The sequence below is a fragment of the Mesonia sediminis genome (genome assembly GCF_042684705.1).
GTDB lineage: Bacteria > Bacteroidota > Bacteroidia > Flavobacteriales > Flavobacteriaceae > Mesonia > Mesonia sediminis.
Genome location: NZ_JBHULZ010000004.1, coordinates 1 through 20,391 on the forward strand (window position 1 = coordinate 1; position 20,391 = coordinate 20,391).

Below are 20,391 nucleotides of genomic sequence, written 5' to 3' on the forward strand. Positions count from 1 at the left end.
AATAGGTCAGGGTGAAATTAGCTGGTGTTGCTTCATTGGCCAAAATGGCTGCAGATTGACTGGTTAAGTCAAAGGTCTGCACACCATTTTGCGCATCGTCACAAGCTTCTAAAGCCGGTAGATTGGTCACCAGGTCTGGACTAGGCAACACATTAAGATCTACTGCAATTGTATTATAACAACCAGCAGGGCCGTTATCTTCTACTCTTGCATAAATTGTAGTAGTTACTGTACTGTAATTCATGGGCAGCGTTGCCGTTGCATTGTCTGCATCGGCTTGTGTAGGATGGTAGGTAGTGGTTACACTTCCTGCCGCTCCACCTTCAATAGTCGCCGTTAGGCTGGCTAAATTAAATGTTTCGCTACCGTCTAAATTCGCATCACACAATTCAAGTGGTCCCGCAGGATTCACTGTTGGTGAAGCCACTACTTCTAAATCTAATTGATCTACTATAGTACAACCTGTTGTGGTATCTTCAATCAATACATAAATAGTCTGATTGTAAGGAGTTGTATTATCATAGTTGTTAGCTAAAGTATTCGTATTAGCAGCATTCGCATCTGCTTGAAGCTCATAATAACTCAAGTTAAGATTAGCAAAACCAGCTGTTATTTGTGCGGTTGCTACACTTAAATCGAAAGTAGCAATACCATCTTGTGCTCCTTGATCACAAATAGAGTACAAGTTAGGCGTATTATACGTTGGTAATGGGTTTACTACAAGGTCAAAACTAATGGTTGCAATACAAGTATTAGCCCCTTCTACTTCAACCACAATACTTTGCGGATTGCTTATGTTGTCATAAGCCGTAAGGTTAGCGCCAGGTATAGGCGTACCGTTATTATAGTCGGTTTGACTCGCATAATAAGTTAAGGTTGCACCAGCGGGATTAGCCATATTAGCCGTAATTGCCGCCGCTTGTGAAGTCAAATCAAAGGTTTGAACACCGTTTTGCGCATCGTCACAAGCTTCTAAATTAGGTATAGAAGCAGGAAGATTTGGCGCATCACCGATTTCTAAATCAATGGCTACTGTATCATAACAACCTGCACCCGAAGTATCTTCTAAACGTGCATAAATAGTGGTAGTTGCACCACTAGCTGTATAGGGCGAATTCAAAGCAGCTGTACCGGCTTGAGCATTAGCCAAGCTTGCATGATAGGTTACTGCTAAGTTAGCTCCACCTCCAGATATGGTATTATCCATAGCGGTTAAAACAAAATCTTCGCTACCATCGCCGTCACTGTCACAGGCAAAAAGCGGACCAGCAGGATTGGCTACTGGAGCAGGAATAACATCTAAAGTTAATGGTTCTACTACATAACAACCGTTAGAAGTGTCTTCTATATACACGTAAATCGTTTGTTGGTTGGCAGTAGTATTGGTATAGTTTAAAGGCAATAAATCGCTAGGATCTTGTGCATCGGCTCCCGCTTGGGTTTCATAGAAGTCTACCGAAGTATTTGGGTTTCCTCCAATTATTTGATTTGCCGCTGCATTTAGATCAAATTGCGTAAATCCGTCTTGGGTACCTAAATCACACTCCGCGATATTTGCTGGCGGGTTGTAATTTGGTGGCGTACCTACCACTACATCAAAAGTTGTGATTTCATAACAACCTTCTGCATTCTCTACACGGCCATATACCGTTGTGGTTACTGCCGGACTATAGTTAGTTGGATTGGCAATAGGAGACAAATTATTTTGTGCATTATTTAAATCGTCAAAATAAGTAACGCTAACCATTGTGGTAGCTTGCGCTGAAGCCGCCGCATCTTGAGTGGTTAAATCTACAGTTCCCCCACCACAAATATTCATATTTGCGATAGTAGCTGGAACAGCAGGCACATCACCGATTAAAATATCTAAAGGCACTACATCATAACAATCGGCAATGGCTGGTATAGCATCTATACGGATGTACACCGTTGTAGAAGTGGTTACTGTATAATTATTTATGTTGGCTGCTGGAATCTGTGAAGGACCAGAACCATTTAAGGCGTCGTTTTGATCTGTCCAATAGGTAAAGTTAAGATCTGATGCATTCATACCATCTAATACGGCACTTTGCGTGTTAGGATCTTCTAAGTCTACACTAAAGCTAGAACCTGTGGTACCACAGAAAGAAACAGCTGGCGGACAACCGGCAGTAGGACAAATTTTAAAACCATTACTGATGGCCTGTACTGGGTAGGTATATCCTACACCACCACAATTATCCATTATATACTCTGCATTACCCACAAAGTTGTAAGTACCATAACCTGATGGTATGTCAGTTTGATCAATAGTGTAGTAATAATAACCGGTTACAGGATCTGTACTTACTGTCGAAGGCACGGGAGAGTATACCGAATTCCCATTTGCATCAAAGATATCAAACTGCAATTCGTTTAACTGCCCACCGATAGGGGTATCATAATCAAAATATACATCTATAGGGAACTGTGGGTTCAAAGCAGGTAGCGCTGGCGCACAATTAGGATCTTGAGGAACATCAAATAATGAACACGAAGCGTAAGTATCTGGTCCATCATCCAAAGGTATAATAGATAAATAACCAAAAGCAGAATCATCGCAAACCCCTGCTACATCATCTCCGGTGTAAAAGTTATCCAGATAACCCGTCGCCCAGTGACCGCCTCTATCACAGTCTCCAATGGTTACTTGCAATTTAGCTTTTTGTCCTTGTAACTCACCGGTATTTAATTTAATACACGACCATTCACTATACAGAATGGGCGTTGGACCGCTATTAGGATTAGCTATCTCAAATATACAATCTTCCGGATTTGACACCACACAACGGGTTTGTACTAAATTTCCGTTTTGATCAAATACCCGAATCGTCATAAAAGGTTGCTCTGGAAAACTATGATCTGAAGGATTCTCAAAAATCAAAGCAAAATCAAAGACAAGCACTTCACCTGCGATAAATTCTTTTTCTAAAATACCAACGGTTTTACCTCCCCCAGTGTTATCATTCAACTTAATAGAGTTAGAAGAACAACCAAAAGGACTGGTGGTAGGAATATATACTGAATAAGGCGTCAAAACCGGTATATTATTACCGGCGGTAGCATAAGAAATCGCTGCGGCTTGATCATTGGCTGGAATACTGGCTCCGTTTATCGAAGTTGCTCCAGGCATATAATCCATCCCTTGACAAGCCGTAATACTACTAAAGGAATTGGAGTAAAAATCAAACCCAGCTGGAGCAAAATTACCGCCTTGGTCTTGGAAACTTGGATTCTCCAAACAAGCACACTCTTGTTCTGTCACGGTTATAGCCAAAAGATCACTTTCACAACCTAAAAAAGTTTGACTTACGTAATAGGTTTGCCCTTGTACCAAAGCCGTACTAGTTGGAATAACTGTTGTACCCGCCGCATCTGAGTACCAGGTTAAATTTTGACCACAAATAATTAAATCTTCTATGGTGTCACCGGGCTGGGCAGGAAAACCTGCAGCCGCCCAAGTGGCCGCTGTACAAAATTCTTGCGTACTGGCCGCTTCGGGTACTGGCGATTTGGAACTGATTTGCACCGGCACCAAAGCACAACCTAAACCTAAATCGGCATAATAAATTTCCCTAAATTGCAATTGGGTATTACTCGGTAAAACGGTGGTTCCCAATGCATCATCGTACCAAGTAATACTAGGATAATTCCCCAAAATAGGGATATCGTTTTCTAAATCGGTTAAATCTTTTACATCTCCCCTACACAAGTCGTCATAGGTAAAACCAGTGGTAATTAAAGTAATATCAAAAGTATCTTGCCCACAACCTGGTATGGTAAAGGTACCGGTATATTGATAACTGGTATAATCTTGCGCCCCAGAGACGGGATTGGTGTTACCAGCACCACCTGCGTGCGGGTTACCGTTCCAATACACACTAGGCAATGGAGGTGAGGTTTGACCTGAACCTCCAGGATTTGGCAATGGTCCCGTTTGACCAGGAGCCACATAAATCCAATCATTATTGTTTAACGTAAAAGTTAGTGGCGCACCCCCAGCATCTTCCAATGTAATTTGAAGTTCATAGGCCGGATCTACAATATAGAGTCCGGTAGCTGGATCGGCACAAAGCACAGGTGCGGTAGGATCTGTATACGCCACCGTAAGGTTAGGTGTACATTGCCCAAACGCCGCAAACCTAGCGAGTACTAACAGTAGTAGTAGGGTAATTTTCTTCATAAGTAATCTTTTAATCCAAGTTTTTATCTTAATGGTTACTTATAAAACAACTATGCAAGGAAAACTCCTACCTCAAAGTTGTTTTATTTATGATAATTTTTGAGTTTCGAAATTTAAACAATTTTTTGGACTTCTCTTAACAAGTATTTAACCTTTCTTTTAAAAATGATGAAAACAAAAAAAGCCTGTGAACAATCACAGGCTTTTTTGAGATTAAAAGTAAGCTAAGCTATTCTTTAACAATCTTAAATTCAGATCTACGGTTTTCTTGGTATTGCTCTTCTGTACAAGGTGAACATTCAACTTTTGGTTGACTCTCCCCGTAACCTTCTCCATCAATACGACTTGCATCTATACCTTGATCGATAACATATTGCACCGTGCTCTTGGCTCTAGCTTGAGACAACTGTAAGTTGTAAGCTTCAGAACCGCGTTTATCGGTATGTGCACGAACAAAAATCTTTAAGCTGTCGTGTTTTTTCATAATTGCCACCAATCTGTCTAGCTCATAAGCACCTTCTTTGGTAATTTCAGACTTATCAAACTCGAAGTAGATAGGATTCAATACAATTTCTTCTTCTTGAATCATCGGTTTAATCGGCGTAAGCTCGATAGTGATTTTTTTAGGTCCTTCTACACTAGTAACGGCAGCCGAATTACTTTCGTATTCTTCTGCATTAACTTGAACTGCATAATCTTCTTGTGAAGAAAGAACAAATTTAGCATTTCCTTTTGCGTTGGTACCGGAAGATTTAAGCTTCTCTTCTGCTTGGTTATACACCGCTACTTCTGCATTAGCAATGCTTTCGCCCGTTTCCATATTGATTACGTTTACCATAAGCTCTAGATCTCTGATGATATCTTTGAACATATAGATATTATCGTTGGCGATATTTTCTAAAACTTCGCCACGATTTGAACTCACAAAACCGTATTCTCTACTTGGGTAGTAAGCAAATGCGAAATCATCTCCTTCGCTATTAATCGGTTTACCGATATTGATAACTTGACCGTTTTCGTATTTAAAAACATCTAATCCTCCTACTCCTAAATGCCCATCACTTGAGAAGTATAAGATTCCGTTTTCATCAACAAACGGGAAACTTTCTCTACCAGAAGTATTGATTGCAGTTCCCAAATTTTGAGGCGAACCAAAGGTACCATCCTCATTGATGCTCACTTTATATAAATCTGATTGACCTTCTCCTCCTGGCATATCGCTAGAGAAGTAAAGCGTACGACCATCAGGGCTAAGTGCAGTATGACCTGTAGAATAGTTTGAGTTGTTAAAAGGCAAAGGCTGTACATCTGCCCACTCCCCTTCTAACAAGGTAGCTTTAAAAACCTTTAATTGGTTGATTCCTGTGCTATCCTTTTCGTAATCACCGTCGTAATAATCATTACGCGTAAAATACATAGTTTGCCCGTCTGGAGTAATACTCACTGTACCTTCGTGGTACTTAGAGTTTACATCTCCTGGTAACAAGCTAGCCTCTGAATATTCACCAGCCATTTTGGTAGCCACATAAACATCTAAAGTTGGTTGCTTGTTCCACCCGTAATCTTTTCTTGATTTATTACGTGAAGAAACAAAGTACAATTGATTATTGAATTCATAAGCTCCAAAATCTGAAAGTTCTGAGTTCAAGTTCTCTAGAGCCATCATTTCGTAAGCAGGTTGTTTGCTTAACAAATCTTGCATATAGTTAGGATTTGCCATAAAGCTACGTGCTCTACCGTCTCTTGGAAACTTTTGTGCAAAATCTTGCATCGCCTTTTGGGCTAAATCATACTTTTTATTGGCTTTAAGCATTTGAGCATAGTTGTAATACTCTTCTGCCGAAGCATCTTCTGCAGTCTCTAGGTACAATTTATAATAACGCTCTGCTTCTTTGGTGTTGTAAAGATTGTAGTAGCTTTTAGCTAATCTCCCATACACATATGCATCTGCGTCTCCGTCTTCTACGATATCTAAATATTTATCGGCTGCTTTTACATATTGCAAGCGCTCAAAATATTTGTCGGCCTTTTTGGCATCGTAATTTTGTGCAAAGCCCATGGTCATAGAACCCATAAAGCCAAGTATAAATAAATAATATATTTTTCTCATAATTAAATTCACTTAAGTTTTTAGCATTAGAAGTAACGAGGCGATCTATAGGTTTTCTTGTTGAAGAACACATCAAATATGATGAAAGCTTCGTACGAAGGCTCATCGATATCAGAAATTGAGTTATCATATGCAAAACCAATATGCATCCAATCGGTTGCTCTAACTCCTACCAAACCACTGATAGCATCTTCATAACGGTAAGAAGCCCCTATTTCAAAACGGTCATAGAATAAAAAGTTAGCATTCACATCGAATGACAAAGGCGATTCAAAAGAAGCCTTAACTAAGGTAGAAGGTTTAAACTTTAAGTTTTCTCCTAACTGAAAAACGTAACCGGCCGTTGCAAAGTAATGCATTTCTTCATTACCATACTCTCTCCCGTCTGGATCTGCATCAAGGTGAGTTGACTTAAGAAAGTTTGGCGCCGATAAACCGATGTAGTAATTGTCTCCGTAAAGCAAAACACCAGCACCTACATTAGGATAGGTATTGTTGATGTTACTGGCAAATGCTGGATCTGCCGAATCATCTAATTGCAGGCTATTCAAGTTAACATCGTGAAAAGTAGCTCCCGCTTTAAGACCAAAAGCCAACTTGGTAGTTGCCCCTAAGTTTAAAGTATACGAGAAATCTGCATATACGTTAGTTTCTTTTACAGGCCCTATCTCATCTGAAATAGCCGATAGCCCTAATCCTGTTTTTTCTCCTACAGGTGAATGAGCCGAGAAAGTGAATGATTTGGGCGCACCATCTAGACCACTCCACTGATCTCTGTACAATAAGCCTATACTCAAGTTCTCTTTTGAGCCAGCATAAGCGGGGTTCACCACGTTCATATTGTACATATACTGCGTATACTGTGGATCTTGCTGCGCTTGGGCGTCAAAACCGAAAAGCGACATCCCTGCGAACAGTAAAATATATAGTTTTTTCATATTTAATATTTCAAGTTTTATAAAGCACCCCACCCATAGGTTGAGGTGCTTGATATACAATTATTAATTAGCCTCACGGTTAATGTAAATCCAACCTTTTTTAGATTTACCAAAAACAGCATCTTCTTGCTTGAATTCGATCACATAGAAATAAGTTCCTGTTGGTAATTTATTTCCATCTTTATCTTGACCGATGAATGAATCTCTGTAGTTGTTCTTTTCAAAAACAATTCTTCCGTAACGGTTAAAAACCTGCAAAGAGCTTATTCCTGTTCTGTCATCTAAGAAAGCTAAGTCAAAATTATCATTTTCTCCTGGGGTAGTATCAGGCGATAAACCTTGTGAAATCACACAATTTTCATTGGCATAGAAACCTACGTTAACCGTTGATTCTCCAAAGCAATTACCTACTCCTACTTGATTAACTTTTACTTTATAAACACCTGCTTCACTTACGTTAAGCATAGTTCCTGTTTCTCCTGTAATTTCAACATCATCTCTAAACCAAGTAAATTCAAGGCCACTAGTATCGGTAAAGTTAGAAACATCGGCCATCAATTGGTTAGACTCACCCGCACAGAAAGTAATATCCTCTCCTAAAGAAACAATTGGTTCAATGGCCAATTGTACATTAATCATTTCGGTTACTGTACAACCCTCGTAAGTTACATCAACTGAGTAGTCTCCAGACTCAGTAACATCTATACTAGGAGTGGTTTCACCATTGCTCCAAGCGTAGGTTACCTGACTCATATCCATACCTGCTGAAGTATTGTCAATAATATTAGCGGTAATCGTATAAGAAGAATTACTACAAATTTCTACCATAGGGTCTCCTAAATCTACATCAAACTCTATTACTTCTACGTTTACGGTTTCTGAAACCTCACAATCATTATTCGATACGGTAAAGGTATATTGACCAGGTTCTGTAGCGGTATAATAACTACCTGTATGTGGCAACTGTACGCCGTCTTTGAACCACACATATTTAATATCTTCTAGATCTGCTAAGTTATCTGGTGTAGCCACAATATTTGTAGAAACCGATGAACTAGACCCACAAACGGTTCTATCGGTATCGATATTGATTACTGGAAGAGCATCTACATTTAGCTCAACTTTTACCAAGTAGAAGCAATCACTTCCGGTAACACCGTTTGGATTCCAATCTACACGAGCATAAATAACTTGCTCATAAGCGATGGTATTATTATAAGCCGATAGGTTGGTAATTTCATTTCCACTTGCTGCAAAAGCATCTGCCTCGGTTTCGTAGTAAGTAATATCTAAATCACCTGCCGCCCAAGAAGCTTGAATTTGAGGTGTTGCTTGAGTTAGATCAAAAGTACCGATACCTGTTCCTGTATCATCACAAACCGTGATTGGTGCAGGACAACCTGCATCTGGACAAATATCTATAGAGGTTTGATCATCTATTGGCACCACTTGTGGTTGACCACAGTTTAACCCGAATTCTGCATAGGTTTCAAAATTAAATTGTCCATATGGCGAAGCATTTACATCTTGCGCTGTTACAGTAAAACAGAAAGTTCCGTTTACCGGATCTAAAGTAGGATTGGTAAGTGAACCAACTACTGTATTATTCTGAATGATATCTAACCTAAACTGATCAATTGTAGCAGGATTTCCTGAACTCTGTGGCAATACATAAGTACCACAAACTTCTAATGGAAAAGGTAAAGCGTCGGCAATATTAGAAGTACCACAAGCACCAGTAGTAGTGCTGGTTGCTCCAATCACACATCCTTCTTCTCCATTGTTCCCTGTGGTTTGTAGGTTATCAATTGCAACGTAACCAAAAGCAGGGTCATCACAATTTGCATCTGCCTCGTCACCCACGAATAAATCATCTATATACGTATATCCGTAGTGACCCCCTAAGGTACAGTCGGTTGCTGTAAATTCAACGCGTACACGCTGGCCTACTAAACCAAGTGTATTTATTTTAACGCAAGACCATTCACTAAATAAAAGGTTGTTACCCGTATCATCTGTAAAAATACAGTCTGTAGGGATAGATACAATACATCTATCGGCATACAAATCGCCTGAAGCCACATCATATACTCTCACCTGGAAGTGCGGTAATTCATCATAAGTATGTGGGTTTGACGGATTTTCCAAAATCATTGAAAAGTTAAAAACAAAAACTTCTCCAGCCACAAATTCGGTTGTTGCATGTGCTACCTGACCAGTACTATTACTATTCAATCTAAGTGAACGCTGCGAACTTGGGTTGTTAGGATTGGTCATAGGCACATTGGCTGTTTGAACCATTGGATCTATTCCCGAAGCTACAATCGATGCATCTTGATCTCCACCAGTTATAGTATTAGCCCCTAAAGTTGTTCCTCCACAAGTTTTATGACCCGCCTGATAGGGTTGCTTATAAAAGCTATAACCCGAATAATCGGCTTGTCCCTCTTGTGTTTCAAAGGTTCTGTTTTCTATACAACCACAGCCTTTGTCGTTTACCGTAATAACTAACGGGTTACTTTCACAACCTCCGGCTGGCGTCTGGGTTACATAATAGGTAGCCCCATCTACCATTTCTTCGGCTGATGGATTAGCAATTGGGTTTCCTGGAACCCCATTGTTATCATCATACCAGGTTAAATTCTCACCAGAGATAAGTAAATCGGTTAAAACATCTCCTTCAGAAACGTTAAAACCTCCATTATTCCAACTGGTTTGAGAACAAAAATCTTGTAAGGATTCTCCAACCGGTGGCGGCGTGGTACATTGAGCCATTGCCGAATTGATAGAGAAACCTAAAACACCAACTAATATAACCAACCAACGGGTATCTATTAGCGGTAAGTTGAGTAATTTCATATTCATTTTATTAAAGTTTTATAAGAGCAAGCTCAGTAACCACTAAGCTTGCTCATATTTTAATTGATTAATCTCTTATTATTCTAACCATTTTAGCGGTTTGATTCGATACTACCTTCACAAAATAACTACCCGAGGCTAATGCACTAAAGTCAATTTGCGCACGGTTATTATTTACTTGCTTCACCATAATTTGCTTACCAGAAATGTCATACACTTCTAAACGCTCCATTTCAATTTGGTTTTCAAAGTTAACCAAGTTTGAAGTTGGGTTCGGGTAAAAATTAAATCCGATAAAAGCTGGGTTAGCGCTACTTAAGTTATTGGTATCGAAGTTAATTGTTTCTGTATTACCTCTTACCGGGTTCGCACTATTTCCATCACAAATCGTTGAGAACTCTAAGGTATAGTCTTCATCTAGCGCTAAGTTTTGGAATATAGCGAAGTCATTACCTACGGCCACATTCTTTTGTGCTATTTGATTTGATTGGCTATCTAAAAGAATTAACTCATAATCAACCACACCATCTAACATGGCAGGCTCTGTCCAAGTTACCACTATGCCTGCGGTGGTAGAGCCTGGTTGCTTAGATGCGCTTACCGTTACATTAGTAGCTTCTGGACACTCCATTGCCACTGTCACAGCAAGATAATCGCTTTCACAATTACTAGTAGACTGTGTCACATAGTAAGTTTGTCCATCGCTTAATGGCTCATTGATGGTTACCTGTTGGTAATCACCATTATTATCTAAAACATACCACTTCAAATTGGTTCCTGTTACCACTAGATCACTAATGGTTCCTGAACCAGTATAGGTTTGGTTAGCCGCTCCAGTAGGTGCAACTACCTCGGTTACATTTACTGTTACAGTATTGGTCACCGGGTTACAACCTAAAACATCTAAGCTTGCGGTATAAGTAGTTTGCCCATTGGCATTTCCTTTTACGTAAACCACAGAAGCTGGTGAACCATCATAAGGTAAAGTTCCTTGATCATCAAAATACAAATCGGTAGTAGGTGTCCACTCCACTTGCGCATCTAGGTAAGATCTTGCAACTGAGACATTGTCTACAGCCCAATACCATCCCCAACCGCCTTCGTGACGGAAACGTACGCGTACATCATTAGAACCTGTATAGTTAGAAAGGTCGACAGTTTGCATTGCAAAATTATCTGGTGTTCCTACATCAGGCGAAGGGGCGTCATACTCCTTCAACAACTGCCAAGCACCCTGATCTACAGAAACTTCCACTCTAGCTGAAGTAGTTTGGTTGGTCATATTACTAAAGTAACCTTTAAAGTAGTGGTAGAACGTTAATTCTGCCGAAGATACTCCTGCTAAATCAATAGAAGGTGAAACTAAACTTGCATCTAGATTAGCTCCAGGTCCTAAATCATCTGCATTTGAAATATAGAACGAAGAATTATCGTTACTAGCGATTGAAGTTAACTTAATACTATAAGGAGAATTCACTTTTACCCAATCTGAAGAATTTGGATTCAATCCAGAAACTTGAACTGTTGAATTGTTCACATTGGTCCATCCCATTGGTCCTGATTCGAAATCATAAATAATACTACCCGCTTCTAAAGCAACTACATCATTCTTACAAATGTCTACGCTTGATGGCGCTACAGGTAAGAAGCTAATACCTTTTGTGATAATATCAATAGTGTTTACATACTCACAGTTGGTTACTGAATTAACAGCAGTAACGGTATAAGTTGTATTTCCGTTTGGATTAACGGTAATGTTAGCACCAGTGTCGGTCTGCAATTGACCACCACTATTCCATTCCCAAGTATATACATAATCTGGGTCTGTACTAGTTACCGATAAATTCACAGGGTCACCTACACAAACTAAAGTGTTATCTGCTGAAACAGTAGTTGGAATAATGTCTTCTACAACTGCGTCAACTTGCGTTCTTGTTGTTTCGCAAAGAACGGTAGGTCCTGTAATGGTCCAATTATAGAAGTAATAATAATTACTTGAAGTTCCCCAACTTGTTCTACCTCCGGTAACTTCACCCGACTGCCCTAAAGCATATGGGAATGTAGCATTACTTGAAGTACTGTATAATAAATTCGCATTATTGGTTTTAACCAAACGGTAAGTACCTGGATTAGTAATTTCCCAATTTAAATTCACTTTGGTTAAAGTAGGGTTATTAGAGGTACCACTATTTAATGGAACTAATGCAACATCACCTGTTGGGTTTCCACTTCCATCTTGCAATTCTAAAGCTAGATTACCTGAACCAGCAGAATATACATCTATACTAACAATGGTCATTGGTTGGTTAACCGTAAAATCTAGACCATAATCTGTAGAACTTGAAGTTGAAATGGTAGTAGGTCCTGGCTTGGCCTGACCGTTAATTTGGCCTTCTCCTAAAAACACTTCAGACACCCAGTAAGGAGTTGTTTGCGTAAGGTTAGGAGTAGTAAATGAACTACCTACCCCTACTACCTCTCCACCAGTTGGCGCATCATACCAATAAATTTTAGTAGGATCTGCTGCGGTAGCTTGTAAAGTCATTGATCCTGATTCACAAACATAAGCATTGGTAGTACTGGTAATTCCTGCTAAATCGGTATTACAGTCAAACTCATCAAAAGTTACCTGCAAAGCTGGGCTTTCACAAGTTCCAATATTTTGAGTCACCCAATATACGTCTTGATCGTTTAAGTTGATACTAGCCAAGTTGGTAGTAATTGCAGCTCCTTGCGCACCGTTATTATCTTGGTACCAAGTTAAAGTAGCTCCTGTGATAGTAGGCTGAACCCCTAAAGATGAATCTGAAAAATCATTCAAAGTTTGACCTGATACAAATTGTATATTACTAGCACCGTTTGGAGGTGTCCAAGTATTACAATCAAATCCTTCGATATCAATAGTGAAAGACGCATCTAATGGCTCAAAAGTATTATCTGTACTTGCTAGAACAAAGTAATAAGTTTCACCTTGATTAATAAAAATACTGTTTACATTGATTGGTGTTCCATCATCAGAAAAACCACCTGCAACGCAGAAGTTTCCTATATCGGCACAACTTTCATATACAAACAATCCAACATTAGCGTTGGTTGGTAAATTAGTCACGTTAACCTCAAGAATATCATCTTGCGAACTTGTATATTCATAAACTACTTCATATCCGTTAAGGATAGCGGTAGCTACTCCACAATTAGCACCTGGGGTTCCTGATTCAAAATCACCATAAACCATAGTCTGGCCAGATTGAGTATAAGGAAGGTCTCCAGCAACTGGATTATTTGGATCTGCATTAATCACTAAAGGATCATTACAGCTCGAACCAATGGCAATAGTTTGAAACTCCACTACTTCAGACCAACTGCTATCTCCGTTAGTTCCTCCACAAAGGGCTCTTATATAAACGTAATAGTTGGTTGCATCATTCAATCCTGTTAAACTAAGCGAAGTATTGCCTGTTACAATAGTGTTGGTACAAAATGCAACATTCCCAGGTAAACCAGGTAGTGTACATACAGACACTTCATATTGTGCAGCGTTTGGATTGTTTATGTCTTGCCATGAAATATCTGCGCCAGTAGTTGTAATCGAAGTTTCATCGATATCTACATAAACCGGTTGAATACAAGCTAGTTCTTCATAAGCATAAAAATCATCTACAAAAACTTGAAAGCTACCATTCAGACGGTTGGTAATTAGTTTCCAACCAAAATTTGAGCCAGCTGGCAAGTTAGCTGCTGGAATAGTAAAAGAATGATTAGCACAACCTGAAGCTTGCACATCTGTTTGATCTAAAGTCTCGTAGGTAGTCCAAGTGGTTCCACCATCTGCAGTGTACTGCAAGTCAATGGTTCCAAAATTACCGGTAACCGGGGTGGTCCCATTAGAACCTGTAATTTTATAATCAAAGGATACCGTAACGGCTTCACCCGTGGTGGTATTTGGCGACAAATAACGCACAAAAGAACTTAGTGTTGTAGCATTATTCTCTGCTTTGATGGCTTGGCTCCCTTCACAAGCATTAGAGGTAGTCAAAATAAAAGGCGGAAGTGGAGAAAACCAACCTGGAAAGTCGGTGACCATTGAGCCGTCCTCGAAGTTTTGAGTCTCCAAGACTTGAGAATGTAAATTGCTAAACGTCATAAACAAGGTAATAACGCTTAAATACAAGTATATTTTCTTCATATTTAAATAAATTTAGTTGTGTTACAATAATAAGATATTTTTTAACACAGAGAGCAATAAAATTCACTCTCTGTGCTAAAAAATTTACATTAATTTTTAATTAATTTAACAATAACCCAATTACTTCCCACTTTTACACGCATGAAGTATGGACCACTAGCTAAATTACCAACATCAAGGCGAGCTTCGTTAGCTCCTACTTTTTTACTAGCAATTTCTTCGCCTAGCAAGTTATATATGGTTAAACTTTCTATAGGTGAAGTATGCGTAACTTGTATAAAATCAACCATCGGGTTCGGGTAGTATGACAAACCTTCTAAAACTGGGTTGGTTGCACTTAATTCTGAATGCACCGTAATTCCAAGCAATTCACTTTCACATTCATCTGTAGGCGTTTGACTTACATAGTACGTCGTTTGGTCTACTAATGCTTCTGTGGTTGGATCTGCTATAGGATTTAGTCCGAATGCATCGCTATACCAAGCCAAGTTAGAGCCCGTAACCACCAAGTCGCTTACCATATCTCCAGCTCTAAAGCTTTGGTTTCTGTTACCTGCTGGCATTGACGCTTGATCAAGCACAACTACCGTAACCGCCAATCTTGAAGTACTTTCGCAAGCATCTACGGTTTGGGTTGCATAGTAAGTTTCTCCATTCACCAAAGGAGTAGCCAATGGTAAAGGCGAGTTACTTGTGTTTGAGTCATACCATTGAATATCACTACCAGCAGCCTGCAGATCGCTCACACGTGCATCTTCACAGAAATTCTGTGTGGTCGCACCAGAAGGTACTCCTGTAGGTTGATTATTTACGGTAACCGTTATTGCTTGTCGTGGTGATTCACATAAAACTGTTCCTGTAGTAATGGTCCAATTGTAGAAATAATAATAGTTTGAACTCGTCCCTGTTCCACTAGCGCCATTGGTAATCGAACCATACGAACCACCCGGACCAATATCATAAGGGAAATTATTCCCTGAAAAATCACGTATCATACTAGGACCCGACACCGCCTCTAATCTATAAGTTCCTGGTGTAATTGCAAAATTAAGATTCGCAATATAAGACGTAGGATTACTGGTTGTTCCGACTGGAAGCGTAACGGTACGGCTATCTATAACCGCTCCCGAAGGGTCTTGTAACTCTATCACTGCTGGACCTCCACTTCCTGAACTAAAAAGCTCAACGCTAATTAAATTAAAAGCTTGGTTGGCGTCAAAAATCAATCCATACCCACCAGAAAACGGACTTGTTCCTGAGTTTCCTGTCGGGGCCACTTTTCCACTTCCGGAGCTGGCCGACTCGCCATCGATATACACTTCGGTAGCGTAGAAAGTAGTAGTATTACTCACATCTGGTGAATAATTTGGACCTACATTAACTAATTGACCTGCAGTTGCGGCATCATACCAATAAACTTCTGAACCAACACCAGATGGGGTTGCTGTTAAGTCAACTACACCACCGGGAGCACAAATAGTAGTATCTCCTGAGGTAGTAATTCCCATTAAATTACAGTCGAATTCAACTGGAGTAATAGCAAAGGTCGCACTCTCACAACCCAAGATTGTTTGGGTTACATAGTAAGTAGTACCACTTACAAGAGCTGTACTAGTCGGGATTGAAATTGTACCCGCTGCATCACTATACCAATTAAAACCAGTATTATGTACAGAACCAGTTACCTCTAAATCAGCAATCGTTTCACCTGCAATAAAATAAGGCGCTTGATCACCTTGTGGAAGATCTACGTTTGCACAGTCTAAACCTTCAATGGTTAAAGTATAATTGGTTGAACCGGACTTAGAACTCACTACAATAAACAATTGTTCACCAGCCTGAACCAAGTAATCTTCAATACTAATTACAGAAGCTCCCTGGTTTTCTACCCCATCAATACAATTTGTTCCTACATCACCACAACTAGAGTACAGGTACATACCCGTTTCTTGATTGGTAATTCCTGACAATTCAATATTAATTATATCATCATTGGCAGGATCTGCAGTATATTGATAAATCACATCATTTCCGCCTAAATATCCTGCTCCAGGACAGTTTGAACCTGGATCTCCATCAAAATTATCACCAAAAACCGAAGTTGAATTCGTATCAACATAAGTTAAATCGGTATAATTCACTTGAACATCACCAGTTTGGTTGATTGTTGCTGTAACTTTTGTTCTAGGGGACTCACAAATTACTTGTCCCATCATTACTAAATAATCGTGGGTTTCTCCATAAGTACCTCCAGCATCACAAGAATCTGTAGGCGCCCCTAACCAGCGTGAGGTAACACGCATTCGAGTAACACCTCCTAAGGCATTTCCTGGAATGGTAATCGAACCACTATGAGCATTCGCTCCACTTGTTGAGGCATAAAGCATCTCTCCTGGATCTTCAAATGAACCGTTCTGATTGGCATCTACCCAAATTTTCACGTAGTGCCCAGAATAATTATGAGTAGTTGAGAAATTATACGTTGAACCCGGCGCCATCATAGCATGTAAACTTGGATCATTAGTAAAGTCTCCATAACCATTAGGAGAACAACCCGTGGCTAGATGATTAATACCTGCATCATTCATAATAAAGTCATTAATATCATCACCTACACCACAATTTTTGTTAGGTGGGGTACAATAACTATTAATACCTCCAGATCCTCCTCCGGTCTCGGTTTTTACTTCTGCCACCCAATAATCTGTAGTGGTTGTAATCTCTGGAGTTGTAAATGAAGAACCAATTCCTATAATCTGTCCTCCAGTTGCAGCATCAAACCAATAAATATCATCACCTGTACCACTAGCGGTTGCCGTTAAAGTCAATTGACCTTTACAGCTAGCTGAATCATCTGTTGTTGCCGTTATAGCTAAAGTAGTACAATCTATTTCGTTTACAGTAACTGCGGTTAATCCGCTAATACATCCATTAAAATCTTGACCTACATAGTAAGTAGTTCCATCAACCAAAACAGTCGTATCAGCAATTGGGTTATTCCCTTGCGGATCACTATACCAGACTAAAGTAGCATTGGGTTTTGTGGTATCTGCTTCTAAGTCGGCCAAGGTATCCCCTGCCACGTATTCTTGCGCTGGCGGAGCCGTGGGACTCGCTAAGTTATTACAGTCAAAAGGTATAATATCTAAGGTGAATCCAACATGATTAACCAGCCAACTAGAAATTACAATATAATAGGTTTGGCCAGCAGTTACTTGAAAATCTTCTATAGCCATATCATCATCGCTAGGACCTGCCACCAAAGAAGCCACACAACTTGAACCAATATCATTACAATCTTCATAAACAAACAAACCTGCATAATATGCAGATAAATCCGAAAGTTCAATATCAACATTTTGTGTGGTAGCTGCAGTAAATTCAAACACCACTTCGTCACCATTTAAATAATTTTCGGTGGTACCACAAGTAGACCCTGGGGCTCCTTGATAAACATTTAAATAGTTTTGTGTGTCTCCAGTAAATGTATAAGGTAAGGCGTTAACCACTAAGGGTACGTCGCAACTTGCCCCTGGCGTAAAGGTTCTAAAATCGTAAGGCCCTTCCCAAGTTCCCAGGTCTCCTCCTCCACAATCGGATTGGATGTAAAACTCATAAGCCGTTCCTTGCGTTAATCCTGTTAAGGTGTAAGGATTTGTAGTAGCCACCACTGTTGTTCCTGTACCCTGTGTAAATCCTGGTGCACCATACTCAATATTCCACTGCGTACCCGCTCCGTTGAAATTCAACCAAGAAATATCTACTTGGGTTAATTGTTCATTAGACACCACTACGTCATCTACATCAATACAAGCAGGCATTTCTAAAAACTCTACATCATCAATTAAAATATCATTATAAAACGCACTTCCTGTCCCGCTGAAGCCGGTCACTGTAAATCGAACTTGAACATCTCCTGTGATGGTTAAGTTAGATAAACTAAAAATATATCTTTTCCAATCTGCGCCAAGCAAACTATTTACATTTAGCAAAGGATTCCAGTTTGCACCATCAAACACCTCGACATCTATAACATTAATAGCTCCGTCATTTGTATTATTACTAAAAAGGTAAAACTGAACAGCAGGTTCGGTAAGCCCTGAAACATCAATCTTAGGACTCGTTAAAGTACTTACATCTCCGTTTGAATTAAAGGAACCGTCCATCCAAGCATAATTGGTACCTCCTCCTGGAGTATGATCTGGTGTATTCGCTGCAGCGTAAGCAGGTCCAGTACTATATTTCCAAGCCGTATCGCCGCTTTCTGTCCAACAATTAGGCGTAGAAGATCCTGCAAAATCCTCATTCCAAGGAGCTACGAATGTTACACAAGGTGTTGTGATTTGCAAAGGACCCACCCAGTTTCCTGGAGTACCGTTACATACATATCGAATATAAATATCATAATCTGTAGCCGCAGAAAGCCCAGTGATCGTTTCCCCGGCAACACCATCGGTATCATTGATTATGGTACCAGTTGTATTCGGATCAAAGCCGGCAGCACCGTAAATCATATCCCAAGTTGAAACATTCCCGCCTTGTTGCCAAGTTACATCAACACTCGTAGCCGTTAAATTAGAGAAAGAAGCATTATACGGGTTGGTACAAGCTGGCATCTCATCAAAAGTTATATCATCAAGTAATATATCATTATAGAAGGTACTTCCGCCATTGGCTGTACTTCCTGTGATGGTAAATCGAGCTTGCACTATTGGCCCAGTAATGTTGGAAGCAGATAAATCAATTGCAATTTCCTCCCAAGAGGCTCCTAACAAGCTATTTAAAGAGTAGGCATTCACCCATCCAGTGCCATCATTAAGCTCTACACTCAATAAATTTACGGCCGAATCATTTGTATTATTACTAAACACATAAAAAATAAGGGCTGGATCGGTTAAAGTAGACACATCTATTTGCGGAGTGGTTAGCGTACTAGAATCGCCATTGGTATTAGAACTACCATCTATCCAAGCATAATTGGTACCACCTCCAGCGGTATGATCTCCGGCATTAGATGCAGCATAATCTGCACCCGTGCTATATTTCCAAGCGGTGTCACCACTTTCTGACCAGCAATTAGGTGTTGAGGAAGATGAAAAGTCTTCAACCCAAGGCAGAGTTACCACCACACATGGTGTTGTAAAACTAAGGGGGCCTAGAAAGTCGCCGTTTGAGCCATTACATACATTTCGAACATAAAGCTCATAAGTAGTACTAGCAGAAAGTCCAGTTATACTCTCACCTAAAGTCCCATCATTATCTATTATTGATGTTCCAGCGGTTAGCGGATCAAAACCAGGTGTACCGTATACAATCTCCCATTGCGTAATCCCAGCTCCAGGCTGAGTCCAACTAACATCTGCTCCAGTAGCCGTTAAATTATTTAATTCTATTCCATATAAATCTGGACAGGTAGTTATTTCATCAAAGCTTACATCATCGATTAAAATATCATTATGAAAGGTACTTCCTCCATTTGCATTTCCAATAATTTTAAACCGAGCTTGCACATTTCCTGTTACATCAACATAATCTGCTAAATCAATTACAATTTCTTTCCAGCTAGCACCAAGAAGGTAATTTTGCTGATAAGCATTTACCCAACCCGAACCATCATTAAGGTCAACTTCTAAAATATTAACTGCAGAAGAATTGGTGTTATCTGAAAATGCATAAAAAATTAAAGCTGGACTAGTTAAAGTCGACACATCTACATTTGGCGTTTCAAGTGTTGAAGCCTCACCATTGGTGTTGGTACTACCATCTATCCAAGCATAGTTTGTAGTACCTGAAGCCGAATGGTCTGCTACGTTTGAAGCAGCATAACCTGCCGAGGTACTATATTTCCATGCGGTATCCCCTCCTTCGACCCAGCAAGATGGCGTCGAAGAGGCCGAAAAATCTTCGCTCCAAGGAGCGGTTAACCCACTACACTGCCCATAAGACAGCCAAGAGTTTAAAAATATGACGACAAGCGTCAATAAACAGTAATTTCTTTTCATAAAAAATTAATTTTAGGGTAAGTTATATTTAACATCATCCCCAAATATATGGATTTTTTTAAAGACTTATTAAGAATGTTTATGATAATTTTAAT

General features: G+C 39.7%; 6 protein-coding genes. All 6 read right to left on the bottom strand.

Annotated features, from left to right (window positions below; genetic code table 11):
* Positions 1 to 4,201, bottom strand: a 4,201-nt coding sequence (locus ACFSQ0_RS00470) for a hypothetical protein (protein ID WP_379042583.1), incomplete at its 3' end; no start/stop codon positions are given.
* A gap of 229 nt (positions 4,202 to 4,430) precedes the next feature.
* Positions 4,431 to 6,311, bottom strand: coding sequence for an OmpA family protein (locus ACFSQ0_RS00475; protein ID WP_379042586.1), 1,881 nt, complete (start codon positions 6,309 to 6,311; stop codon positions 4,431 to 4,433).
* Positions 6,312 to 6,337: 26 nt separating this feature from the next.
* Complete coding sequence (locus ACFSQ0_RS00480; RefSeq protein ID WP_379042589.1) at positions 6,338 to 7,249, bottom strand: PorP/SprF family type IX secretion system membrane protein; 912 nt, start codon at positions 7,247 to 7,249, stop codon at positions 6,338 to 6,340.
* Positions 7,250 to 7,312: 63 nt separating this feature from the next.
* A complete protein-coding gene (locus ACFSQ0_RS00485; RefSeq protein ID WP_379042592.1) occupies positions 7,313 to 10,114 on the bottom strand; it encodes a T9SS type B sorting domain-containing protein in 2,802 nt (933 codons plus the stop codon).
* 61 nt (positions 10,115 to 10,175) lie between these two features.
* Positions 10,176 to 14,294, bottom strand: a complete 4,119-nt coding sequence (locus tag ACFSQ0_RS00490) for an Ig-like domain-containing protein (protein WP_379042595.1) — start codon at positions 14,292 to 14,294, stop codon at positions 10,176 to 10,178.
* A gap of 89 nt (positions 14,295 to 14,383) precedes the next feature.
* Positions 14,384 to 20,296: an Ig-like domain-containing protein gene (locus ACFSQ0_RS00495; RefSeq protein ID WP_379042598.1), complete on the bottom strand. Its 5,913-nt coding sequence runs from the start codon at positions 20,294 to 20,296 to the stop codon at positions 14,384 to 14,386.
* Between the last annotated feature and the right edge of the window lie 95 nt (positions 20,297 to 20,391).